Annotated in this window: 18 protein-coding genes and 1 tRNA gene; 12 read left to right on the forward strand and 7 right to left on the reverse strand. The window is 75.0% G+C overall.

Going from position 1 to position 22,225, the window contains the following annotated elements:
- The first annotated feature begins 7 nt into the window (after positions 1-7).
- On the forward strand, positions 8-466 hold the full coding sequence (locus J5X07_RS09255) for a tRNA (cytidine(34)-2'-O)-methyltransferase (RefSeq protein WP_208479598.1): 459 nt from the start codon (positions 8-10) through the stop codon (positions 464-466).
- 53 nt (positions 467-519) lie between these two features.
- Here the strand turns inward: J5X07_RS09255 and J5X07_RS09260 are convergent, their stop codons facing one another.
- Together J5X07_RS09260 and J5X07_RS09265 are read right to left on the reverse strand one after the other, a co-directional pair.
- Positions 520-1,371, reverse strand: a complete 852-nt coding sequence (locus tag J5X07_RS09260) for an SDR family oxidoreductase (RefSeq protein WP_124933919.1) — start codon at positions 1,369-1,371, stop codon at positions 520-522.
- Complete coding sequence (locus tag J5X07_RS09265; protein ID WP_124933918.1) at positions 1,368-1,955, reverse strand: YbhB/YbcL family Raf kinase inhibitor-like protein; 588 nt, start codon at positions 1,953-1,955, stop codon at positions 1,368-1,370. Before J5X07_RS09265 ends, J5X07_RS09260 begins: the two co-directional genes overlap by 4 nt.
- 262 nt (positions 1,956-2,217) lie before the next feature.
- On the opposite strand from J5X07_RS09265, the gene J5X07_RS09270 reads away from it, so the two are divergent.
- Together J5X07_RS09270 and J5X07_RS09275 are read left to right on the forward strand one after the other, a co-directional pair.
- A complete protein-coding gene (locus J5X07_RS09270) occupies positions 2,218-3,084 on the forward strand; it encodes a hypothetical protein (RefSeq protein WP_341769445.1) in 867 nt (288 codons plus the stop codon).
- Positions 3,081-4,802 carry a Y-family DNA polymerase gene (locus J5X07_RS09275; protein WP_208479600.1) on the forward strand — a complete coding sequence of 574 codons (1,722 nt, stop codon included), beginning with the start codon at positions 3,081-3,083 and terminating at the stop codon, positions 4,800-4,802. Before J5X07_RS09270 ends, J5X07_RS09275 begins: the two co-directional genes overlap by 4 nt.
- Here the strand turns inward: J5X07_RS09275 and J5X07_RS09280 are convergent.
- Positions 4,793-5,509, reverse strand: a complete 717-nt coding sequence (locus tag J5X07_RS09280; protein ID WP_243896664.1) for a phosphatase PAP2 family protein — start codon at positions 5,507-5,509, stop codon at positions 4,793-4,795. The genes J5X07_RS09275 and J5X07_RS09280 overlap by 10 nt on opposite strands.
- Positions 5,510-5,616: 107 nt before the next feature.
- Here J5X07_RS09280 and J5X07_RS09285 point away from each other — a divergent pair, with 107 nt between their 5' ends.
- From J5X07_RS09285 to J5X07_RS09305, 5 genes are all read left to right on the forward strand, one after another.
- On the forward strand, positions 5,617-6,261 hold the full coding sequence (locus J5X07_RS09285; protein ID WP_124933916.1) for a thymidine kinase: 645 nt from the start codon (positions 5,617-5,619) through the stop codon (positions 6,259-6,261).
- Positions 6,262-6,321: 60 nt separating this feature from the next.
- Positions 6,322-7,083: a SatD family protein gene (locus J5X07_RS09290; RefSeq protein ID WP_208479601.1), complete on the forward strand. Its 762-nt coding sequence runs from the start codon at positions 6,322-6,324 to the stop codon at positions 7,081-7,083.
- Positions 7,080-7,838, forward strand: coding sequence for a beta-carotene 15,15'-monooxygenase (locus tag J5X07_RS09295; RefSeq protein WP_208479603.1), 759 nt, complete (start codon positions 7,080-7,082; stop codon positions 7,836-7,838). Before J5X07_RS09290 ends, J5X07_RS09295 begins: the two co-directional genes overlap by 4 nt.
- A 195-nt stretch (positions 7,839-8,033) precedes the next feature.
- A complete protein-coding gene (locus J5X07_RS09300; protein WP_208479607.1) occupies positions 8,034-10,355 on the forward strand; it encodes an HNH endonuclease signature motif containing protein in 2,322 nt (773 codons plus the stop codon).
- 28 nt (positions 10,356-10,383) lie between these two features.
- Positions 10,384-13,878 carry an error-prone DNA polymerase gene (locus tag J5X07_RS09305; protein WP_208479608.1) on the forward strand — a complete coding sequence of 1,165 codons (3,495 nt, stop codon included), beginning with the start codon at positions 10,384-10,386 and terminating at the stop codon, positions 13,876-13,878.
- A gap of 44 nt (positions 13,879-13,922) precedes the next feature.
- Here J5X07_RS09305 and J5X07_RS09310 read toward each other — a convergent pair whose 3' ends face one another.
- Positions 13,923-15,164, reverse strand: a complete 1,242-nt coding sequence (locus J5X07_RS09310; protein ID WP_424924119.1) for an AI-2E family transporter — start codon at positions 15,162-15,164, stop codon at positions 13,923-13,925.
- A 316-nt stretch (positions 15,165-15,480) separates the two neighbouring features.
- Between J5X07_RS09310 and J5X07_RS09315 the strand changes: the two genes are divergently transcribed.
- Positions 15,481-16,362 (forward strand): D-hexose-6-phosphate mutarotase, encoded by an 882-nt coding sequence (locus J5X07_RS09315; RefSeq protein ID WP_124933910.1) that lies wholly within the window; start codon positions 15,481-15,483, stop codon positions 16,360-16,362.
- Between the two features lie 123 nt (positions 16,363-16,485).
- Positions 16,486-16,573 (forward strand) — tRNA-Leu (locus J5X07_RS09320).
- Between the two features lie 75 nt (positions 16,574-16,648).
- Here the strand turns inward: J5X07_RS09320 and J5X07_RS09325 are convergent.
- Entirely contained in the window at positions 16,649-17,305 is a 657-nt protein-coding gene (locus J5X07_RS09325) for a DUF805 domain-containing protein (RefSeq protein ID WP_243896665.1), read from the reverse strand.
- 122 nt (positions 17,306-17,427) lie between these two features.
- Complete coding sequence (locus J5X07_RS09330; protein WP_208479610.1) at positions 17,428-18,018, reverse strand: DUF805 domain-containing protein; 591 nt, start codon at positions 18,016-18,018, stop codon at positions 17,428-17,430.
- A 275-nt stretch (positions 18,019-18,293) separates the two neighbouring features.
- Between J5X07_RS09330 and J5X07_RS09335 the strand changes: the two genes are divergently transcribed.
- Entirely contained in the window at positions 18,294-19,526 is a 1,233-nt protein-coding gene (locus J5X07_RS09335; RefSeq protein ID WP_208479611.1) for an MFS transporter, read from the forward strand.
- Between the two features lie 34 nt (positions 19,527-19,560).
- On the opposite strand, the gene J5X07_RS09340 is transcribed toward J5X07_RS09335, so the two are convergent.
- Complete coding sequence (locus J5X07_RS09340; RefSeq protein WP_208479612.1) at positions 19,561-20,913, reverse strand: MFS transporter; 1,353 nt, start codon at positions 20,911-20,913, stop codon at positions 19,561-19,563.
- 128 nt (positions 20,914-21,041) lie between these two features.
- Here J5X07_RS09340 and J5X07_RS09345 point away from each other — a divergent pair, with 128 nt between their 5' ends.
- On the forward strand, positions 21,042-22,223 hold the full coding sequence (locus J5X07_RS09345) for a bifunctional GNAT family N-acetyltransferase/nucleoside triphosphate pyrophosphohydrolase family protein (protein WP_124933906.1): 1,182 nt from the start codon (positions 21,042-21,044) through the stop codon (positions 22,221-22,223).
- Positions 22,224-22,225 lie beyond the last annotated feature (2 nt).

Raw genomic sequence — 22,225 nt, forward strand, 5'->3', positions numbered from 1 at the left:
GGGCGCCGTGCTGCACCTGATCTTCTTCGAGCCGCGCATCCCCGGCAACACGGGGGCCGCGATCCGCCTGAGCGCCAACACCGGGGCCATGCTCCACCTGGTGGACCCCCTGTTCGACATGGAGGACGCCAAGCTGCGGCGCGCCGGCCTGGACTACCACGACCTGGCCCGCACCCGGGTGCACGCCACCTGGGAGGAGTGCCTGGAGGCGGTGCCCGGGCGGATCCTGGCCTTCACCGCCCATACCCCCACCCTCTACACCCAGGTGGACTGGCGCGCCGACGACGCCCTCCTCTTCGGACCCGAGCCCACCGGACTGCCCGAGGGGATCCTGGCCGATGCGCGCATCAGCGCGCGGGTGCGCATCCCCATGGTGGAGGGCAACCGCTCCCTGAACCTGGCCAACTCCGCGGCCATCGGCCTGTACGAGGCCTGGCGGACCCTGGGCTTCCCCGGCGGGCGGTAGCAGCGGCCGCCGGCAGGCCCCGTGCCGGCAGGCGCCGCAGGGCGCCGGCGGCCTCAGAGCATCCCGGAGGGGCGGATGGCCAGGTCCTCCACGACGGCGTCCATGGAGGTGCTCACCGCCAGGCGCACCGCCGAGGCCACCGACTGCGGCGCCATGTGGTCCGCGGCGCGGTAGGCGGGGGCCGTGCGGCCCTCGCTGCGCAGCCGTGCGGCCTTGAGGGCGTGGAGGCGCTCCTGCATGGGGGTGTCCACCCGCCCGGGGTAGATGGAGGTCACCCGCACCTTGCCCCGCTCCTCCTCGCGCAGGGTGTCGGCCAGGGCCTTGAGCCCCGCCTTGGCCGCGCTGTACAGGGCGTTGCCGGGGCTGGAGCGCAGGCCCGCGCCGGAGTTGACGAAGACCGCGAGCCCCCGGGCCTCGCGCAGCGCCGGCAGCAGCAGGCTGGTCAGGTGGGCCACCGCCACCAGGTCCAGGTCCAGCACGGCGCGCCAGCGCGCCGGGGTGAGCCTGTCCACGGCGCCCGTGGCCTCCACGCCCGCGCAGTGCACCACGACGTCGAGGCTGTCGAGCTGGAGGCGCCCCATCATCCTGGTCACGGCAGTGTCATTGGTCAGGTCCACCGGGCAGACCAGGACCGCCGCCCGCGACTCCTCCTCCAGGGCCGCCGCCAGCTCCTCAAGATCCTTGCCCGTGCGGGCCATGAGGATGATGTTGTGGTCGCGGGCCAGGTCGCGGGCCACGGCCAGCCCGATCCCCGAGGTCGCCCCGGTCACCAGGGCGACGGGGCGGCGCTGGTGGCGCCCGAAGGTGCTGGCCGCGGAGAAGCCGAAGGCCGGGGTGAAGGCCTCGCTGCCGCGGCGGCGGCGTCCCGAGCGGATCGCGGGGGCCTCGCCGGGCTGTGGGGTCACTTGCCCTCCTTGAGGAAGGCGGGGGCGCCGGGCTCGCCGGGCAGGGAGTAGGTGGCGGTGAGCAGGGCCCGGCCGATGCAGTGGGAGACCAGGGCGAAGGCGGCGGCCGCGGGGCTGGTCTCATCATCGATGCCCAGGGTGTCCACGTCCAGGGCGTGCACGGCGAAGATGTAGCGGTGATCGCCGTCGCCCGCCGGCGGGTAGGGGCCGAACCAGGCGTGGTCGCCGCTGTCGCCGGCCAGGTGGAAGGCGGCGCCGTCGAGCTGGAGGTCGCTGGCCCCCGCCCCCTGGGGCAGGGAGGTGACCGAGGCGTCCAGGTCCACGATCATCCAGTGCCACCACCCCGAGGGGGTGGGCGCATCGGGGTCGAAGCAGGAGACGACGAAGGACCGCGTCCGGTCGGGGAAGCCCGACCACTCCAGCGCGGGGGAGATGTTGTCGTGGACGCCCGTGAAGGCGTCCGCGATGGGCCGGCCCTCGGCGATGTCGGGGGAGGTGAGGGTGAAGGAGGGGGCGGCGGGCAGGAAGTCGTAGGGGGCGGGCGGGCGCGGGCGTGACAGATCAGCGGCCTGGTCGGTTGCCATGAGGTGTTCCTCCAGAGGGTCGCGGTGCTTCGGAGTGGCTCTCCACTCTAGACGCCCTGATGCTCGCGCGTCACCGGGAGCGGCGGTGAGGTGCGGGACCATGGGCGAGGCGGGCCGAGGCGGGCCGAGGCGGGCCGAGGTGGGCTCCGAGGCGCGCCGTGGGCGTCGCAGGGAGGCGGTATCCTCATACCCTGGATCGAACACACGTTCGATCGTCTGTCCGATGGCGGGATGGGCTGAGCCGAGAGGGGAGGTGCCGGCGGTGGAGCGAGCCGCGGGGCAGGCGCTGGCGGTGCCGCAGCGCCCGCAGGCCGCCGCACAGGCGCCTGCGCCGCAGGGCGCGCGCCTGAGCGCGGCCAGGAGGGCCCTGGCCCTGGCCGAGGAGCGGGTGGGGCTGTCCTCAGGCGGCGCCCTGGAGGTCCAGCGCGCCCTGCGCGCCCCCTCCCGCGACCCCGAGTCCTGCCGGGATCCCTGGAGCCGGCTGCGCGCCAGGGGCGCGGGCGCCGTCAGCATCAGCGGATCCACCACCCTCCTGCTGGCCGCGCTCGCCATGCACCAGGGGGCCCACGGCTGGTGCGCGGTGCTCGGCGGGGAGGACCTGGGCTGGTGCGCGGCCCACGAGCTGGGGATCGACCTGTCCCGGGTCCTGATCGCCCCCACCGCCGGCCTGGAGCCCGCTGCCATCCTGGCCGCCGCCACCGCCCTGCTCGACGGCGTCGGCGGCCTGCTCATCGACCGGCGGGCCGCCACCGCCCTGCGCCCCCGCCACCGCAGGCACCTGGCCGCGCGCGCCCGCGAGCGCCGCGCCACCATCCTCACCGACGCCCCCTGGGAGGAGGCCCTCACCCTGGAGGCGTCCCGCATCGACCCGGAGGGGGACCGCCCGGACGCGGCCCGCGTCGTGCCCCTGCGCCCGCACTGCCCGCCCCCCTCCGCCCGGGAGATGACGGCCGGCCACCTGCGCCGCCTGGCCTGGTCGCTGGCCGACCCCCGGCCCGGCCGGGGCTCCAGCACCCTGGTCCTCGACGACGAGGGCCTGACCCGGGCCGCCCTCGCGCGGGCCCCCGCCGATCCGGCCGAGTTGACCGAGGCCCCCGCCGAGCCGCAGGGCCTGGAGGGGGCCGGATGACCAGCGCACCGCCGCCCCCGCGGCCCCGGCCCGCCCCACCGCCCAGGCTCGTGGCCATCTGGGTGCCCGACTGGCCCGTCGTCGCCCTGACCCTGGAGGCCCGCGCCCAGCGCCGCACCGCCGCATCCCGCCAGGACCGCCTCCTGCCCGACCCCGCCCTGGAGCCCGTGGCCGTCGTCAGCGGGCATGAGGTCCTGGCGGCCTCCGCCCCGGCCCGCGCCGCCGGCCTGGCAGCGGGGATGCCCCTGCGCACCGCCCGGTCCCTGTGCCCCGGGCTCACCGTCATGCCCACCCAGCCCCAGCGCGAGGCCCGCAGCTTCGAGGCCGTCATGGAGGCCCTGGACGCCCACCTGCCCGCACCCCTGGTGGCCCGCCCCGGCCTGGCGGTCTCGGGCGCTCGCGGCCCGGCCAGGTGGGCGGGGGGCGAGGGGGAGCTGGCCGCCCGCCTGGTCGAGTCCCTGGCCCGGGACGCCGACGTCGAGTGCCAGGTGGGCATCGCCGACTCCCTGGCCGGAGCCGTCCTGGCCGCCCGCCAGGGCACGATCATCCCGCCCGGGGCCACCCCCGGGTTCCTGGCCCCCCGGCCCCTGAGCGCCGCCCTGGCCTGCCTGACCACGCGCCGCCTGCGCCAGGAGGCCATCGGCCTCCTGGAGATCCTGGCCAGGCTCGGCCTGCGCACCCTGGGGGACCTCGCCGCCCTGCCCCTCAAGGAGGTCGCGGCCCGCTTCGGCCCCGCCGGAGCCCGCCTCCACCGCCTGGCCTCGGGAACCGACCACCAGGTGCCGCGAAGCCCGCGCCCCGCCAAGGACATCTGCGCCAGCATCGACCTCGACCCGCCCGCGGAGCGCGCCGACACCGCCGCCTTCGCCGCCCGCAGCCTGGCCGAGGGCCTCTCCGACCGCCTCGTGGCCGCAGGCCTGGCGGCCGGGCGCCTGCGCGTGGAGGCCCGGTGCCAGGACGGCGGCGAGCTGACCCGCCTGTGGCTGCTGGAGACCACGCCGAGCGCCGTCGAGCTGACCGACCGCGTGCGCTGGCAGCTCGACGGATGGCTCGCCGGCAGGAGCGGGCGACCACCGGCCGCGCCCCTGACCCGCCTGAGCCTGACCGCCCTGGAGCTCAGCGCGGCCGGCGCCTCCCAGGCCGGGCTGTGGCAGGCCCCCGACCAGCAGGCCGCCGTCCGCGCCACCCGCGCCGCCCACCGCGTGGAATCCCTCCTGGGAGCGGGGGCGGTCCGGATCCCCCTGCTCGTGGCGGGGCGCGACCCCCGCTCGCGCGTGCGCCTGACCCCCTGGGGCGAGCAGCCCGGCTCCGGCCCCGGGGCCGCGCAAGAGGCCGGGAGCGCTGAGACCGCCCCCTGGGCCGACGCCCTGCCCAGTCCCTCGCCCTCGGTGGTCCTGGCCCGCCCCCGCCCCGCTCTCCTGCTCGACGAGCGCGGGCGCGAGCTGGGCGTCGACCTCCACGGCCAGCTCGACGGCGACCCCTCCACCATCCGCATCGAGGACGGCCGCGGGCGGGCGGGCGAGGCGGACGGCTGGCACCACCGGGACGGCGCCGAGCTGAGGGTCCTGTCATGGGCGGGCCCCTGGCCCATGGACGAGGGGTGGTGGACCCCCGACGGCGCCAACCGCCGCGCCTACCTCCAGGTCACCGCCGACCCGGGGCCGCCGCTGCTGCTCGTGCGCTCAGGCCGGTGGTGGATCGAGGCCGTCTACGACTGAGCCGCCGACCGCTCCGCCTCCGGCGCCTCCACGGGCCGGCGACGGCGCCCCTGGAGCCACAGGACCGCCAGGGCCACCAGGCACAGCCAGGCCGCACCCAGGGACCAGCCCGCCAGGACATCGGTCAGCCAGTGGTACCCCAGGTACACGCGGGAGGCCCCCACCATCGCCGTCGTGCCCACCGCCGCGACCACCGCCAGCGCTCCGCCCAGCCGCCCGGCCCCTCCCAGCAGCGCGCAGCCGGCCAGCGCCCCGGCGAAGACCGCCGTGTTGAAGGAGTGCCCCGAGGGGAAGGACAGGGTCAGCGCCGGGTCGCCCAGGAGCGTGTGGGTGCTCGGGCGCTCGCGGGCGAAGAGGAGCTTGAGCGCCACGGTCAGCAGGGAGGAGCCGATCATGGCCGCGGCCAGGCCCACCGCCTGCGCGCGGCGCCCCGCCCGGGCCAGGGCCGGGACGCATATCAGGGTCAGGATCGTCAGGCCCGGGGTGGAGCCCAGGGCTGAGAACCCCTCCATGATCGCCGTCGCCGGGGGCGTCCTGATGGTGACGGCCCAGTCGGTGACGCTCTGGTCGTAGAGGGCCGGGCCGCCTCCGCGCGCGGCGCTCAGGGTCAGCCAGGAGAAGAGCCCCAGGAGGATGATGGCGAGTGCGGCCAGTGCCCTGGCGCGCGCGGTCCGCCAGGTGGCGGGCAGGTGATGGGTGGAGACCATGGGTGGGACAGTAGCGCCCTCGCCGGATCGAGCGCAGCGCTGGCGGGTAGCATCCGCATCGTCCAGCTGCACTGACATGCCGGCGCCCCTGCGCCGGGGAGGGACTGATGGCCAAGCTCTACTTCCGCTACGGCGCCATGAACTCGGGCAAGTCCACGGGACTGCTCCAGACCGCCTACAACTACGAGGAGCGCGACCAGCGCGTGCTCATCATCAAGGCCGTGGTCGACACCAAGGGCGATGACATGGTGGTCTCCCGGCTGGGGGTGCGCCGCAGGGTGGACCTGCTGGTGGCCGAGGGCGACGACCTGCGCGGGCTGGTGCGCCGCTGCGCCCTGGGGGAGCGGGGCGCTGAGGAGGGGGCGGCTGTGCGCCGGGTCCTGGACTGCGTGCTGGTCGACGAGGCGCAGTTCCTCTCCGCCGCCCAGGTGGATCAGCTCATGGAGCTGGTGCTCCTCGACGACGTCCCAGTCCTGGCCTACGGGATCCGCTCCGACTTCCGCACCCTGAGCTTCCCCGGCTCGCGGCGCCTGCTGGAGATCGCCCACTCCCTGGAGGAGCTCAAGACGATCTGCCGGTGCGGGCGCAAGGCCATCTTCAACGCGCGCAGGGTGGTGGCCCCGGGGTCGGCGGGGGAGGGCGGTTATGTCTTCGACGGCGACCAGGTGGCCATCGATGCCGGTGAGATCACCTACGAGTCCCTGTGCGGCAAGTGCTACCTCGCCGCCGGGGGAGTGCTGGCGGGCGGGTGAGGATTGCGGGCTCCGGGGTATCGCTTGTCACTGCCGCTGTACAAGCAGTACCGTGGAGAGGTGGATGCCTCCTATGCGGTCATCGCGGACATCATCGGCTCTCGGCACCTGCCCGACCGCGCCGAGGCCCAGCGGGCCTTCCTGGCGGCCCTGGACCGGGCGGCCCGGGGCCTGGACCTGCCCCGGCCGCCCTATGCCAGTGTCGGGGATGAGTTCCAGGCGGTGGCCTCCGCGCTCGGCGACGCCCTGGCCCTGACGCTGCGCGCCCACCTCCTCCTGCCCCCGGGCCTGGAGCTGCGCTTCGGCATCGGCCAGGGGGATGCCATCGAGGTCGACGGCGCTCGGGGAGCGGCCGGCGCCCCCATTGAGGACGGGCCGGCGTGGTGGGCCGCCCGGGACGCCATCGAGCACGCGCACGCCCTCCAGGATCGGGGGGATCGCTACGCGCGCACCTGGCTGCGCTGCTCACCGCGGGTTCCCGGTGGCAGGCGCGGCAGTGAGAGGGCCGAGGGGCGAGAGGACCGGGGGCTGCGCGAGCGGGAGGCGGTCGTCAACTCCCTCCTGCTCCTGCGCGACCACGGCATCGCCCGCCTCCAGCCCCGCCAGCGCCGCATGATGGCCGGGCTCGTCCTCGGTGAGAAGCAGGTCGAGATCGCCCGTGCGGAGAGGGTCAGCCAGCAGGCCGTCTCCGATCTGGCCCGGGGCGCCGGCGCCGCCCTCCTGGAATCCCACCGGCTCCTGGAGGGGCTCGCCGCCCCCGGGGCGGCGCTTGGCGGCAGTGCGCGCAGTGCCGGTGGCGCGCGGGGCGGGGGGCGGCGATGACGGCGGCGCTCGTGCTGGCCCTGGGGATCGCCGCCTGCGCCGCGCCCGTGAGCGCCCTGGTGGCGGAGCGGGGGCGGCCCCGGGCCTCGGCCTGGGCGCGCGCCGCCCTTCTGGCGCTGGCTCCCCTGGCGGGGGCGGCCCTGGGCCTCGGCCTGGGCGCGGGCCCCTGGTGGGCCTGGCCCCCGCTCATGGGGGGCGCGGCCGCCTGGGGCCTGTGGGCGGCCGCGCCCCCCGCCTCGGGGCCCTGGCATGCGCTGGCGCGGTGGGCGACGGCGATCGCCGCGCTGGGGGCCTGCGCGATCCTGGCTCAACCGGCCCCGGGGCGCCTCGTTGCTGCGGCGGGCGCGGTGGGGGTCGTGCTGCTCCTGGCGGGCCCCGCCAATGAGGCCGTCTCGGCGCTCCTGGTCCTGGCCCGGGGCGCGCGGGGCGGCGGGGGAGGCCTGGTGCCCGGGCCCGCGCCCGGTCCTGGGGCCGTTCCCGCTCCGGGCCCTGCGGGGCAGGGCGGGTCGGCGGCCGGTGCCATGCGCGGGGGCAGGTGGATCGGCCCGCTGGAGCGCATCCTCATCCTGCTGCTGGCGGGTGCCGGCGCCAATGAGGCGGTGGCCGCCATCGTCGCGGCCAAGGGGGTCATCCGCTTCCCCGAGATCAGCAAGGACGAGGGCGGGCGGAAGGCCGAGGAGTTCCTGGTCGGGTCGCTGGCCTCCTGGACCCTGGCGGCGCTCGGGATCATGCTCATCCGCTCCCTCGTGCCCTGACGTGCCCTGAGGCCGCGCGCCTGCCGCGCGCGGGCCCGGGCCCCTGGGTCCTGCGCCCCTTGATCCCAGGGGTCCTCTCCGCTGGTCAGCCGTGCCGGATCGCGGCGTCGGGGCTCCCGGGCGCAGTGCCTTAGGGCCTTGCGAGCCTTGTGATGAGCGGTTTCCGTGTCGCAGGGCTTGAGGTAGACTGTACACATGTTCGAAAGCGGCGTGCTGACCCGGCCCTCCACCGCGCTTCATACGGTGGAGGAGCGCACTGTGCGCCTCCTGGAGCGCTGGGATGAGCCGGAGGAGGCCTGCGAGCGGATCGCCGCTATGGCCCCCGGCGCCGCCCTGGCGGCACTGATCGAGGAGCTCCTCTCGCCACTGCTCGTCCCCGCTGCGAGTCCTGCTGGTCCCGTGGACTCCTGCGACGGCGTCGTCGACCTTGCTGCGGGCCTTCCTGTGGGCCCTGCCGCCGTGAGCCTGGAGCCCGAGGCGGGGATCGCGGAGCAGGCCGCGGATCTCGCGGTCCTGCCGCCGGAGATGATCCAGGGCACCGGGCTGCTGGCACTGGGGGCTGAGGGGCTCAGCGAGCTGGTCGCCGCATGCCACCGCCTGGGATCGTGGGCCGCGTGGGCCGAGTCGATGGCGGCCGCCTGCCTGGCCCAGACTCCCGAGTTCCGCACCGGCCCGGCGCCCTGGGGGCCGGAGGGGGCGGTGCCGCGCTTCGTGACCCCGGAGGAGAGCCGCTTCACCACCTCCAGCGAGATCGCCTGCCGCCTGGGCATCTCCCGCACGTGCGCGGCCCGCATCCTTGAGCGCGGGGAGGCGCTGATGAACCCGCTGCTGGGGCCCACCGAGGCCCTGCACCGGTCCGGGCTGCTGGACGGGGCCAAGGCCGCCCTCGTCGTCGGACGGCTCGACGGCGCTGCGGCCCACACGGCGCTGGCCATCCAGGATGAGGTCCTGCCCCGGGCCCCGCGCCGCACCCACGCCCAGCTCGCCCGGGATCTTGACCGTGCCCTGGTGGCCCACGACCCCGAAGGCGCGAGCCGGCGACGCCGGTGCAACGTGCGCGCCAGGCACGTGAGCCGCCCGCGCCCCGCAGGCGAGGGCGTGTGCCGGATGACCCTCCTCATGCCCACCCTGGACGCCTTCCTGCTGGACGCCACCCTCGATGCCATCGCCGCCTCCGCCCGAGCCGCGGGCGATGGCAGGACCCCCGCCCAGCTGCGCGCCGACGCGCTGACCGCCATGACGCTCACCACGCTGCGCACCAGTCAGAACGCGGCCTGCGCGCCCGGAGGCCTAGAGCCGCAGGCCGGACCAGCGCGGCCCGGAAGGCCGGAGCCGCCGGGGACGGCGAAGCATCCTGAAAGACCAGCGCCGCCCGGGGAGGAGGCAAGGGTGCAGGGGCGCCTCAGGGGAGGGGAGCAGGATCGGGCCGGAGCGCCGGAGCACCTCGGCGCGGCTGCCGGCATGCCGCTCGCCGATGCCCTCTGCCCGGTCCCCGACGCCCATCCCGCCCCCGGACGCTTCCCCATGCCCGACGGTGTCCCGCTGGAGGGGCTGCTGGTCTCACTGAGCGGCCTCATGAGCTCCACGAGCCCATGGTGGATGCCCTCAGGGGAGCAGGCCCTCCACCTCCCACCGGGATTGCAGGTCCGCGTGGACGTCACCGTCCCCCTCGATCACCTCCTGCCCGACGCCGGTGCCGATCCCGGTGCCCATTCCGGCGCCGGCACCGATGCTGATCCCACTGCTGACCCCACTGCCACCAGTGGCGTCCCGAGCAGTGCTGCCGCACCCGTGGCTGCGCCTGTCGCCGAGGTCGTCATCGGCTCGCGCCGCTCACCGATCCCCGCCCGCGTCGCCCGGGCCCTGGCCGCCGGGGGCACCTGGAGGCGCCTGGTCACCGATCCTCTCACCGGTGCGGTACTGGATGCGGGTCGCAGGCGCTACCGCCCCGCCCAGGACCTGGCCGAGCGCGTCCGTCTGCGCGACCGGTCCTGCACCCACCCCGGCTGCGAGGTCCCCGCCCGGCGCTGCGACCTCGACCACATCACGCCCTGGAGCGCGGGCGGGACGACCTCCATGGACAACCTCACCGCCCTCTGCGAGGCCCACCACCGCCTCAAGCACACCCCCGGCTGGTCGCTGAGCCGCGCACCCGAGGGCGCCCTGACCTGGCGCACCCCCACCGGCGCCCGCTACCGCCGGCAGGCCGACGGAACGATCCGCCTCCTGCCCCGGCGCCTCGGGCCCCACTCCCACCAGCACCAGGGCGCAGCAGTGCCCGCCCCGCTCAGCCAGGAGATCACCGCCCCACTCCTGGAGCGCCTCGAGCGTGGACTCGCCAGCACCCACCCCGCCCAGGCCCCCACCGCAACGGCCGGCCTCGACCGCGTCGCCATCCTGGAGACCCGTGGCCCGGGCCCCGGCCAGCGCGCCGGCGCCTTCGAGACCGCCGACTACCCGCCCGCCGCCCATCTCCTGGGCCTGGCACCCCTGCTCGACGCCGCCCCGCCCTTCTGAGGGCGCCCCGACCCCTCTCAGGCCCCGCATGCCCAGTCCCCACCGCTACGCCGAGCTCCACGCCCACTCCGCCTACTCCTTCCTCGACGGCGCCAACGAGCCCGAGGACCTGGCCGCCGCCGCCGTCGAGCTCGGCCTGGAGGCCCTGGCCCTGACCGACCACAACGGCATGCCCGGCATCGTCAAGCACGCCCAGGCCGGGCGAGCCCACGGCCTGCCCACCGCGCACGGCACCGAGCTGACCCTGGCCGACGGCTCCCATCTGCCCGTCCTGGCGCGCAGCCCGCACGGATACCGCCGCCTGGTCTCCGCCATCTCCGAGCACAACCTCCGTGCGGGCCACGGCCAGGAGCCCGTTCATGACCCGGCTGACCTCGCCCCCGCCCTGGAGGGGACCTGCCTCATCCTCACCGGCACCGCCAACGGCCCCCTGCGCCGAGCCCTGGGCGACCCCCGCCGCCCTGGGACCTGGGACCTGGAGGCAGCCGACGCCTGCCTGGGGCGCCTGGCCGAGCTCTTCGGCGCACCGGACCGCGGTGCCGCCCGGCCCGTGGCCCCGGCCGGGGCACAGGGGCTCGGGACCCCGCAACCGCGGGAGCAGGGCGCCGGCGCCGGGCTCGCCGTCGAGCTCACCCTCACCGGAGGCCCCGCCGATGCCGCCCTCACCGAGGCGCTCAGCCGCCTGGCCGCCGCCCACCGCCTGCCCCTGGTCGCCACCGGCGCCGTGCGCTGCGCCCGCCCCCGGGACGCCCGCCTGGCCGATGTCCTGACCGCCACCCGCCTGGTCACCGACCTGGACGGGGCACGGGGCCATCTGCCCGCCATCGGCCGCTGGCTGCGCAGCCCCGAGGACATGCTCCGCCTCCACCGGCGCGCCCCGCACGCCGTGCTCACCGCCGCCCGGATCGGCTCCGAGATCGCCTTCGACCTGTCCCTCATCGCCCCCGACCTGCCCGCCATCGAGGTCCCGCCCGGGCACACCCCCGCCACCTGGCTGCGCGAGCTCACCCACCGCGGCGCCCTCCAGCGCTACGGGACCCCCGAGCAGGACCCCCGCGCCTGGGAGGCCCTGGGACATGAGCTCGACGTCATCGAGCAGCTCGGCTTCCCCGGCTACTTCCTCATCGTCCACGCCATCGTCGAGTACTGCGAGCGGGCCGCCATCCTGTGCCAGGGAAGGGGCTCGGCCGCGAACTCCGCCGTCTGCTACGCCCTGGGCATCACCGCCGTGGACGCGGTGCGCCACCGCATGCTCTTCGAGCGCTTCCTGTCCCCGGGGCGCGCCGGCTACCCGGACATCGACCTGGACATCGAGGCCTGCCGGCGCGAGGAGGTCATCCAGCACGTCTACTCCCGCTACGGGCGCCGCTGCGCCGCCCAGGTCGCCAATGTCATCTCCTACCGCCCCCGCTCCGCCGTGCGCGACGCCGCCCGAGCCCTGGGCCACCCCGCCGGCCTCCAGGACGCCTGGGCCTCGCAGATGGACCGCTGGTCCTCACTGCGACCCGACGACGGCGCCCCCGCGGGCCCGGGATCGGCGGCCGCGCCGGGGCGCCGGGGCGAGGAGGTGCCCGCCCAGGTCATCGATATCGCCGAGAGGCTGCTGCGCCTGCCCCGGCACCTGAGCATCCACTCCGGGGGGATGGTCCTGTGCGACCGCCCCGTCACCGAGGTCTGCCCCGTGCGCTGGGCGGCCATGCCGGGGCGCTCGGTCCTGCAATGGGACAAGGACGACTGCGCCGCCGCCGGCCTGGTCAAGTTCGACCTGCTGGGACTGGGGGCCCTGACCGCGCTCCGGCTGGCCTTCGACGGCCTGGCCCGTCGCGGTCAGACCGTTCCCGACCAGCCGCCTGCGGCCGGGGGCCGGGCGCGGCCGCCCGGTCAGCCGGCCGCGGGCGCACTGCGCCCCGCCCAGGTCGGCAGGTCCTGGGGGCTGCACACCCTGCCCGAGGACGATCCGGCCGTCTACCGCCTGCTGTGCGCCGCGGACACGGTGGGGGTCTTCCAGGTGGAGTCGCGCGCCCAGATGGCGACCCTGCCGCGGCTGCGGCCCCAGGAGTTCTACGACATCGTCGTCGAGGTGGCCCTCATCCGCCCCGGCCCCATCCAGGGCGAGGCCGTCAGCCCCTACATCCGCCGCCGGCAGGGGCGGGAGGAGATCACCTACCTGCACGACTCGCTCGAACCGGCCCTGGCCAAGACCCTGGGAGTGCCCCTCTTCCAGGAGCAGCTCATGCAGATCGCCGTGGACGCCGCCGGCTTCAGCCCCGCCGAGGCCGACTCCCTGCGCCAGGCCATGGGGGCCAAGCGCTCCGCCGAGCGCATGGAGGCCCTCCACGAGCGCTTCGTGGAGGGGATGGTGCGCCTCCAGGGCGCCCCGCGTCACATCGCCGAGACGGTCTTCGACAAGCTGCGGGCCTTCGCCGACTTCGGCTTCCCCGAGTCCCACGCCTTCTCCTTCGCCTACCTCGTCTACGCCGCGGCCTGGCTCAAGGCCCGCAAGCCCGAGGACTTCTACGCCGGGGTGCTGGCCGCCCAGCCCATGGGCTTCTGGTCGCCCCAGAGCCTGGTGGCCGACGCCCGCCGCCACGGCGTGCGCGTCCTGGCCGCCGACGTCGGGTCCTCCCAGGCCCAGGCCGTGGTCGAGCAGCGCCCCGCCAGGCAGGAGTCGGGCGACGCCGGGCCGGGCAGCGACAAGGAGTGGGCGCCGGTCCGCTCCTCGCCCCACGCCCCCACCCACCTGGATGTCCATGAGGACCTGGCGGTGCGCCTGGGCCTGTCCCCCATCAGGGGCATCGGCCAGGACACCGCCCGGGCCATCGTGGCCGAGCGCGGGCGGGGCCCCTACCGGGACCTGGCCGACCTCGCCCGCAGGCTCCCGCTGAGCCGATCCCAGCTCGAATCCCTGGCGGCCGCCGGCGCGCTGCGGAGCCTGGGGGTGGGCCGGCGCGAGGCCCTGTGGGCGGCCGGCCCCCTCGCCCAGGAGCACGGGGGCGGCGGGCGGCACGGAGGCAGCGGGCACCGAGGCCCCCGGGGACGGCGCCAGCCGACCCTGCCGGGAACCGCCGTCGGCACGACCGCGCCGCCGCTGCCCGGGATGGACGACTGGTCCCGGATGGTCGCCGACCTGCGCCTGACGGGCGTGTCCACCCAGGGCTGCCCCATCGGCCTGCTGCGCGAGGATCTGAGCCGGGCGGGCATCCTCACCACCGCGCAGGTGCGCGCCCAGGACGACGGCGCACGGGTGCGGGTGGCGGGCGCGGTCACCCACCGCCAGCGCCCCCACACGGCCAGCGGGCTGATCTTCCTCAACCTGGAGGATGAGACGGGGCTGCTCAATGTGGTGTGCTCGGCCGGCATGTGGAAGCGGTACCGGGCCGTGGGGCGGCGTGCCGCCGCCCTCATCGTGCGCGGGGTCGTGGAGCAGTCGGAGCAGCCATCACCCGGCGTCACGGCCCTGCGCGCCGAGCGCCTGGAGGCACTCGAGGGCGCCGCCCCCACCCGGAGCCGGGACTGGCAGTGAGGGCCGGGCCGCGGCGCCGGGCCACCGGCTCGGGGCCCGGCCGCTCAGGACCCCCGCGAGGAGTAGGCGGGCAGCTCCCCGACCACGGGGGCGTCCCTGACGTGCAGCTCGGAGTAGACCGACCACACCACGCCGATGATGGGCACGGCGATGATCGCGCCCAGCAGGCCGGCCGCGTAGGTGCCCACGGCCACGCCGATGATGACCACCACCGGGTGCAGGGAGACCTGGCGGCCCATGATGAGGGGCTGGAGGATATGGCCCTCGATCTGACCGATCCCGGCCACGCCCAGGCACACCACGATCATGGTGACGAAGCCGTCGGAGGCCAGCGCCACCACCATGGCGATGATCATGGCCGCGGGCGCCCCCACGATCGGGATGAAGGCGCCGATGAAGACCAGGACCGCCAGGGGCGCGGCCAGGGGGATGCCCACCAGCTGCAGGAAGATGCCCGCCATGATCCCGTCGGTCAGGGCCACGATGACCGTGCCCCGGGCGTAGCCGGCGAAGGTGTACCAGCCGGCCCCCGCGGCGCGGTGGACGGATTCGCGCATGTGTGCGGGCAGCTCGTCGAGGAACCAGCGCCACATCCTGCCCCCGGAGGCCAGGAAGAAGATCGTGGAGAAGATCGCCAGCGCCAGGACGGCGAAGACATCCACCAGGCCACTGGCATTGGACAGGATCTCGGTGGCCAGGTGCGGGGCGTTGGACTGGACGTAGTCCTGGCCCTGGCGCACCAGGGCCTGGAACTGGGCGGTCAGCTCCTGCTGGGTCAGGTGCACCGGCAGGGGCCCGTGCTCCACGAAGTCCACGATCGTGTCCAGGCCGTCGCTGAACTGCGTGGCCAGGGAGCTCCACTGGCTGGTCACCGAGGCCACGACGTAGGTGAGCAGGCCGGCGATGCCGGCCAGCGTCGTCAGCAGTGCCAGGAAGGTCGCCGGGTAGCGGGGCATGATCCGGGCGAAGAGGCTGACCAGGGGCTGGAGGATGGAGGTCAGGACCAGGGCCATGAACACCCCGATGAACACGGGGATGATCATGGAGGTGGCGAGGACGACCAGGGCGATCATGATGATGATGCCCAGGCCCAGCCATGCCCCCAGGCCCCCGCGCACCAGCCAGGAGGGCAGGGAGTCCAGGGCGGTGGAGCGGGTGGTGACCACCGAGGGCATGCCGGGGGCGTCCTGCTCCGCGCCCGCGGCGGGCCCCGGTGGCGCTGTCGGGGCCCCGGGCCTGCCGGGCGCTGGCGCGGTGGCGGTCACGGGGCCGGTGCCGCCGCGCATCGTGGCGCGCCGGCGCTCCTCGGCCCGCTCCAGGGTGCGGCGCCAGGCCGAATGCACCCTCCTGGGCCAGGCCAGGGGGCGGGAGGATGGGGCGGCGCCACGAGCCGGCTCGCCCGACCGACTGCCCCCGTCCTCCTCCGCCCGCTCCTGTGCGCGTGCCTCCGCCTGCTCCCCGGGCTCATCCCGGGTGGCAGGCTCCTCCTCGTCCTTCTTCTCGTCCTTCTCGGTGGGCGGATCGTGGTGCTCGGACACGTGTGCTCTTCTCTTGGCCGTGATGCCGCTGACGAAACGGCCCTCAGCCTACTAGCGTGAGGCCATGATCAGTGGACCTTCATGCGACCCGGCGCTGAGGCTGCCGCCCTGCGCTGCGCTCACCCCCGGGCGGGGCGGGCAGCCCCGCCTGCTCATCGATGCTCCCGCCGGCTCGGCGGAGATCCACCTCCACGGGGCCACCGTGACCTCCTGGGCGCCCCGCGGCGGCAGGGAGGTCCTGTTCACCTCCCGCCAGGCGGTCTTCGACGGCGCCACGGCCATCCGCGGGGGCATCCCCCTGTGCCTGCCGGACTTCGGGGCGGGCATCGACGGCCGGGCGGTGGTCAAGCACGGCTGGGCCCGCACGGCCGCCTGGGCGCTGCGCTCGGTGGAGGCCACCCCCGACCAGGGGGTGCGCGCCCTGCTGAGCCTGAGCCATGACGGCCTGAGCCTGCTCTACAGCGTGGAGGTGGGCCGTCGTCTGGAGCTGACTCTGTCGGTTCGGGTCACCGGCTCCCAGGCGCGCACCGTGGAGGCGGCGCTGCACACCTACCTGTCCCTCCACGACGTCACGGTCACGCGGATCACGGGTCTGGAGGGCGCCGGCTACACCGACAACCTGGCCCAGGACCCGGCTGCCGTCCAGGTCCAGGACGGGCCGGTGCGCATCAACGGTCCGGTGGACCGCATCTACGACTCCGCCGGCACCGTGGAGGTCACCGACCCCGGGCATGGCCGGCGCATCATCGTCTCCAAGCGCCACGCGCCCTCCACGATCGTGTGGAACCCGTGGTCCACGCTCAGCGCCGGGCTGGCGGACATGGCCAATGACGAGTTCCCCGCCATGGTGTGCGTCGAGAGCGCGGCGGTGCGTCAGCACGCGCCGCGCATCGCGCCGGGGCAGAGCTGGTCGATGCAGGCGCGCATCGAGGTCGAGCCGATGTGATGGCCCCGGCGGGGCCCAAGTGTGAGCGGAAGCACCGGCGGGCGGCTTGGTGGGCCCCGCCACGGACGTGCTAAGTTTCTCTGCGTCGCCCAGCGGGGATCCCCCTGCGTCGGGCGCAGGAGAGTCCGAGTGGCGGAATAGGTAGACGCGCTAGCTTGAGGTGCTAGTGCCTTATTAAACGGGCGTGGGGGTTCAAGTCCCCCCTCGGACACCGCGGATGAGTCCGGAGGGCCGGGCAGTTCTTGGAACTGCCCGGCCCTCCGGCATGTCAGCCTGCTCTCGCTGCTCAGCTCCACTCGGGCCGGTAGAGATCCGGACGGGAGGGCATGCACAGCAGCACGAGAATGACAATGCTGCCGAAGGGGACGAAAGCCAGGAGGAGGAAGAGCCCGGACTTGCCGGTGTCGTGGAGGCGGCGCACGGCCACGGCTAGATACGGGATGAAGATCACCAGCATGAAGACGCAGAGGGCAATGGTGAAAATGGCCAACCCCACTTCCGCTGCGGACTGCTCGGACTGCGGATCACTCGCGAGCACCGTCAGAATGCCGGTGAGAACACCGCCCAGCATGTAGATGGCCAAGGTGGCGAGCATCAGGAAGCCGTAGGCCCACCAGAACTCCGAGGGTGAGGCGTAGCCGCGGAACTGTGCGTAGCGGCGGAAGAAGCGCTTGACAGCCTCCACCGGGCCGACTCCCGGCATCGGGGCGGAATCCGGGGGAAGGGGGATCATGCCGACGGGGTAATAGCTGCCCGGGTACGGGTACGGGGAAGGCCCCATGGCCGGGTAGCCGCCCGGATAACCCGGGTGGGCGAAAGGACCCGGCCCGGTGCCGGCGGCATGGCCGGTCCCACCGTAGGTCCCGGCGGGGCTCGGCGAGGGGTAGAGCTGCGGGTGCCCCGGGGGCGCACTGGGCTCGTAGTCGGCGTAGGGCGAGGTCATGAGGGGCTCCGTTCCGGTGGGAGGCGGGGACATGGGTGGGAGAAGGACCGGGGCGGGCAGCGCGCACTGGTCGCGTGCTGCCCGCCCCCATGGCCCAGGATGAGCGGAGTCCGCGGATCAGATCAGCTCCACTCGGGCCGGTAGAGATCCGGGCGCGAGGGCATGCACCAGAACACCAGGAGGACGATGCTGCCGAAGGGGATGAAGGACAGCAGGAGGAAGAGTCCGGACTTGCCGGTGTCGTGGAGGCGGCGCACGGCCAGGGCGAGGCTCGGGATGAAGAGTGCCAGGCCGATGACCACGAAGATCAATGAGAGGAACGCGCTTCCCGCACCACCGGCAGCCGCGGCGGATTCGGCAGCAGCGGGATCCCCTGAGGAGGCCGCGAGGCTGGCGAGCAATGGAATGAAGATCACAATATAGGCAATCACTTCGAAGATCACCAGGAACAGCTGGACCCACCAGAACTCCGAGGGCGAGGCGTAGCCGCGGAACTGGGCATAGCGCTGGAAGAAGCGCTTGACAGCGTCGCCGATGCTGGCGCCGGGCAGCGGGGCGACCTCGGGGCTCAGTGCCGGCGCGCCGAACTGGTAGCCACCGGCGCCGTAGCCGCCGGGCATGCCCCCCGGCTGGCCGGGGAACCCGCCGGGCTGCTGGGGGTAGCCCTGCTGCGGCTGAGCGCCGTAGGGGTCGGGAGTGTTTCCGTAGGACATAGAGGCTCCAGGGTTGAGATGTCAGGGGGCTCGGCCAGGGCGACCGAGCATCGGGGCGCTGCGAGGGCGCTCCGCCCCCAGGGTAGGCACAGGATCGGGGTCCCGTCATCCTCCTGCCCCCATATCCCCCTCCAGGAGGCTGGGGAGTGATCCCCACCGATACAATGTCCTCCTCTTGCGCACCCCTGCGCGCACCGACGCCCCCCACGGCCTGCGGGCGCGGCCGAACCCCCACCGAAACCCCCACCAAAACCGCCATCGAAACCGCCACTGACATGCTTCGTCCCTCCCGCCCCGGTGCCGCCGGCGCCCCGCAGCCCGCGGAGCTCATCCGCGCCCGCATCGCCGTCTCCCTGGTCTTCCTGGCCAACGGGCTGGGCATGGCCAACCTCGTGCCGCGCTATCCCGAGATCGTCGCCGACCTGGGGCTGTCCAAGGCCTCCTTCGGGCAGGCCGTGGCCGCGGCCAGTGTCGGGGCCCTGGTGGCCGGGCTCATCGCCTCCCGCCTCATCACCCGCCTCACCTCCGCCCGCGTGGCCAGCCTGGGCATGGTGATCATCTCCGCGGCCCTGGCCGGGGCGGGCCTGGCCGGTTCCTGGGCCTGGCTGGCCGTCTGCCTGCTCGTCGTGGGCGGCACCGATGCCGTGGTGGACGTGGCCCAGAACGCCCATGGGCTGCGCGTCCAGCGGCGCTGGGGCTCCTCCATCGTCTCCAGCTTCCACGCCGCCTGGTCCCTGGGCACGGTCCTGGGCGCGATCATGGGCCAGGCCGCTGCCGGGGCCGGCCTGGGCCCGGGGCCCCACATGGGGCTGACCGCCCTGGTCCTGGTGCTGCTCAGCGCGGTGCCCCTGGCCCTGGGCTGGTTCCTGCCCGGGCCGGACGCCCAGGACCGCCCCGCCCTGACCGAGCCGGATCATGCGGCCGCATCCGGGCCGGCCGCGCCCAGGGCCGCCCGGACGGTGCTGACCGGGCTCATCCTCGCCGTCGTCGGGCTGCTGTGCGCCGCGGCGATGGTGCCCGAGGACGTGGCCCAGAACTGGTCCTCCCTGCTCCTGTCCGATCAGGGGGCGCCCGCCGGCCAGGTGGGGCTGGGGATCGTGTCCCTCCAGGGCACGATGATCCTGGGGCGCCTGCTGGGGGACCGCGTCGTGGACGCCCTGGGCCCGCGCGCCGTCATTGCCGGGGGAGGCCTGCTCGTGGTCGCCGGCATGGGTGCGGCCCTGGCCCTGTCCTCAGTGCTGGGCACCCTCATCGGCATGGCGATCAGCGGACTGGGGTGCGCCGTGGCCGTGCCCGTGACCTACTCCGCAGCCGATGACATCCCCGGACTGGCACCCGGCCTGGGGCTGACCATCGTCTCCTGGCTGGCCCGCCTGGCCGGGCTCGTCGCGCCGCCGGTCGTGGGGTGGCTCTCCGACTCCCACGGGCAGTGGGTGGCCCTGGCCTACGGGCTCATCGGGGGACTGGTGCTGGCCACCTGCTGGCCGGTCCTGCGCCGCCGGGGCTGAGACCGGCCCCGCTGGTCGGCGCCCGCCCCACCGCTCAGGCCAGTCCCGCCCGCCGGCGGCGCTCGACGTCGTCGTGGTGGATCCGGCGCACCGCCCGCACGGAGAACGTCACCACGACGAGGGCCACCACCGCAGTGATGAACCAGCTGGCGGCGCCGCCTCCCGAGGCGGGCCCCGCGGGGTCCGGGGGCATCGCCTGAAGAGTGATAGAACCGCCGATGATGAGGCCCGCGATGCTGCCCGCGAACAGGAGTGCGCAGATCATGACGGCGGCGTTCCAGGTGTCCTCGCGGCGCCGGGCGGCGCACCAGCCGGGCAGGCTGGGGACATCGACGTCCTCCAGCCTCACCCTCAGGGGGCGGGGCTCCCCGGGAAGGCGCCGCGGGTGGGCCAGCACCACGGGGTCGGCATCTCTGAGCGCCAGGAGCATGATGGCCCCCGTAATGCCCAGGATGGCGCAGGCGAAGGGCAGCACGGGCATCCCCGTGCCCAGGATGATCCCGGTGGCGATGAGGCTTCCCAGCCCCAGGATGACGGTGAGGAAGAGCCCCGTCGCCAGCGCCCGCCGCCGTCCGGCCCTGACCAGGCGGTGGAGGTCCTGGGCATCGGGCCAGGGCGGTCCCATGCGGCCATCGGTGGTGGTGGCCCGGGCGATCCTCCCGCCCTGCGGGTACTGGCTGGGCGGATGCGTCACCAGGTCGCGGCGCCGGCCCAGCTCCACATCCAGGGGGCGCGAGGAGCCCGGCTCCTGGCCGGCCACCTCCATGAGCACCTGGCGCAGCAGGACCCACTGGTCCTCGGCGATCGACTTGGGAGTGCGCAGGATCCAGGCCCGGCGCGCGCACACCGCCGCCATCGATACCCCCACCAGGGCGAAGACGGCAGGGAAGGCCAGGAGGATCCAGCCCAGCTGGTCAGGGCCGGCGGAGTCGGCCAGATCGCTCCGGAGGCGCATGGCCATGGCGATGGCCGCGACGGCGAAGGCGAGGAAGGCCATCGCACCGATGAGGTGGGGGAGGAGGGCGGGACTGGGGCGGGCGGGCCCGCTGCGGTAGGCGGTGGGCCGGAAGCCGCCCAGCGCCGCCCCGATCGCCTGCTCCACCTGCTCGGCGCTCACCGGGCCGGCGGGGATGGTCAGGCGCTCGCGCACCAGCGGGATGCTGCGCGGCGAGCCGAGCCCGGACTCGTACAGCCGGGTCCTCCGCGTCGTGCGCGTCGTGCCCGAGCCGCTGGTCTGGGTGTGGATCTCGGCCACGCGCGCGGGCACCACCTGCTCGACGCCGATGACCTGCCCCTGCTGGCGCACGCGCACGCGGGGCAGCAGCCAGCGCGGGACGGAGCCCGAGGGCGCGGGAGTGGATTCGCTGTGGGTCACGCTGTAGGTCATGGGCCTGCCTGCTCGTGGTGCATGTCCTGGTCGCCCCACTCTGGCGCAGGCTCATGGGAGCTCGCTGGGACCGGCCCGGGCCGGGCTCCTCGTGGGGCGGCTCGTCCTCGGCACTACCATTGCCGGGCATGGAGTCATTCACCATCGAGGCCCCCGGCGGGCGGGAGGCGCCCGGGCTCGTGCTCTCAGCGCCCACCACCGCCGATATCGAGCGGATCCGCGAACTGTGCCAGGACCCGGACATCCAGGAGTGGACCTCCGTGCCCCGCGGCTACTCCCGGGATGATGCCCGCGCCTTCGCCGAGGAGATCGTCCCCCGCGGCTGGGCCCGGGGCGGGGAGCTGACCTGGGGGGTGCGGCCCGTCCCGCAGGACCCCCCGGCCGGCTCCCACGGCGAGCCCGCCGGCGCGCCCGCCCTGGTCGGCGTCGTCGGGCTGTCCCTGGCCGGGGACGGCACCGCGGAGATCGGCTACTGGCTGGGCGCGCCCTACCGGGGGCGGGGCCTCATGGCCCGGGCCGTGCGCGCCGTCATCGAGGCCGCCTTCGACCCCGAGGGGCCCTTGGCCGAGGCGGGCAGGGGCCCGCTGTCCGCGCTGCGGTGGCGCTGCGACATCCACGACGGCGTGCCCAACTGGGCCTCCTGGAGGCTCGCCCGGTCCGTCGGCTTCCGCAAGGAGGGGCAGGTGCGCCGCTACCTGGCCAACGACGGCGCCCTGCACGACGGCTGGATCGCCACCCTGCTGCCCACCGACCCCCGCCGGCCCCAGGCCCCCTGGGACGGGCCGACGCCTCAGGGCTCGCGCAACGCCTGCGGGGCGCGCACCCCCCTGGTGGACACCACCGAGGTGGGCCGGCGCGAGGGCGATGACCCCGAGTCCCTCGTGCGCCGCTTCCACCGCACCTACGGCCTGCCCATCCAGACCGACGGGCCCTCCCTGGACCGCCGGAGCCTGGATATGCGCATGAGCCTCATCGCCGAGGAGTTCGCCGAGCTCACCGGCGCGGTCTACGGCCCGGCCGCCCGCGCCGAGATCGAGGCCGCCTACACCCGGGCGGTGGCCGGGGACGAGGGCACCCGCGACGTGGTGGAGAGCGCCGACGCCCTGGCCGACCTCATCTACGTCATCTACGGCATGGCCCTGGAGACGGGGATCGACCTGGCCGCCGTGCTGGCCGAGGTCCAGCGCTCCAACATGTCCAAGCTGGGGGCCGACGGGCGGCCGATCTACCGCGAGGACGGCAAGGTCCTCAAGGGGCCGGGCTACTTCCCGCCCGATGTCGCCGGGGCGCTGCGGGCGGGAAGGGGGTGAGG

Source organism: Actinomyces bowdenii (assembly GCF_017592395.1).
GTDB lineage: Bacteria > Actinomycetota > Actinomycetes > Actinomycetales > Actinomycetaceae > Actinomyces > Actinomyces bowdenii.

Bases quoted from the DNA above. Each gene is read 5' to 3' on its own strand.
- J5X07_RS09335 (WP_208479611.1), top strand. From the start codon at position 18,294: ATGCTTCGTCCCTCCCGCCCCGGTGCCGCCGGCGCCCCGCAGCCCGCG.
- J5X07_RS09315 (WP_124933910.1), top strand. From the start codon at position 15,481: ATGATCAGTGGACCTTCATGCGACCCGGCGCTGAGGCTGCCGCCCTGC.
- J5X07_RS09305 (WP_208479608.1), top strand. From the start codon at position 10,384: ATGCCCAGTCCCCACCGCTACGCCGAGCTCCACGCCCACTCCGCCTAC.
- J5X07_RS09265 (WP_124933918.1), bottom strand. From the start codon at position 1,955: ATGGCAACCGACCAGGCCGCTGATCTGTCACGCCCGCGCCCGCCCGCC.
- J5X07_RS09300 (WP_208479607.1), top strand. From the start codon at position 8,034: ATGTTCGAAAGCGGCGTGCTGACCCGGCCCTCCACCGCGCTTCATACG.
- J5X07_RS09310 (WP_424924119.1), bottom strand. From the start codon at position 15,164: ATGCGCGGCGGCACCGGCCCCGTGACCGCCACCGCGCCAGCGCCCGGC.
- J5X07_RS09280 (WP_243896664.1), bottom strand. From the start codon at position 5,509: ATGGTCTCCACCCATCACCTGCCCGCCACCTGGCGGACCGCGCGCGCC.
- J5X07_RS09340 (WP_208479612.1), bottom strand. From the start codon at position 20,913: ATGACCTACAGCGTGACCCACAGCGAATCCACTCCCGCGCCCTCGGGC.
- J5X07_RS09330 (WP_208479610.1), bottom strand. From the start codon at position 18,018: ATGTCCTACGGAAACACTCCCGACCCCTACGGCGCTCAGCCGCAGCAG.
- J5X07_RS09345 (WP_124933906.1), top strand. From the start codon at position 21,042: ATGGAGTCATTCACCATCGAGGCCCCCGGCGGGCGGGAGGCGCCCGGG.
- J5X07_RS09325 (WP_243896665.1), bottom strand. From the start codon at position 17,305: ATGACCTCGCCCTACGCCGACTACGAGCCCAGTGCGCCCCCGGGGCAC.
- J5X07_RS09295 (WP_208479603.1), top strand. From the start codon at position 7,080: ATGACGGCGGCGCTCGTGCTGGCCCTGGGGATCGCCGCCTGCGCCGCG.
- J5X07_RS09275 (WP_208479600.1), top strand. From the start codon at position 3,081: ATGACCAGCGCACCGCCGCCCCCGCGGCCCCGGCCCGCCCCACCGCCC.
- J5X07_RS09285 (WP_124933916.1), top strand. From the start codon at position 5,617: ATGGCCAAGCTCTACTTCCGCTACGGCGCCATGAACTCGGGCAAGTCC.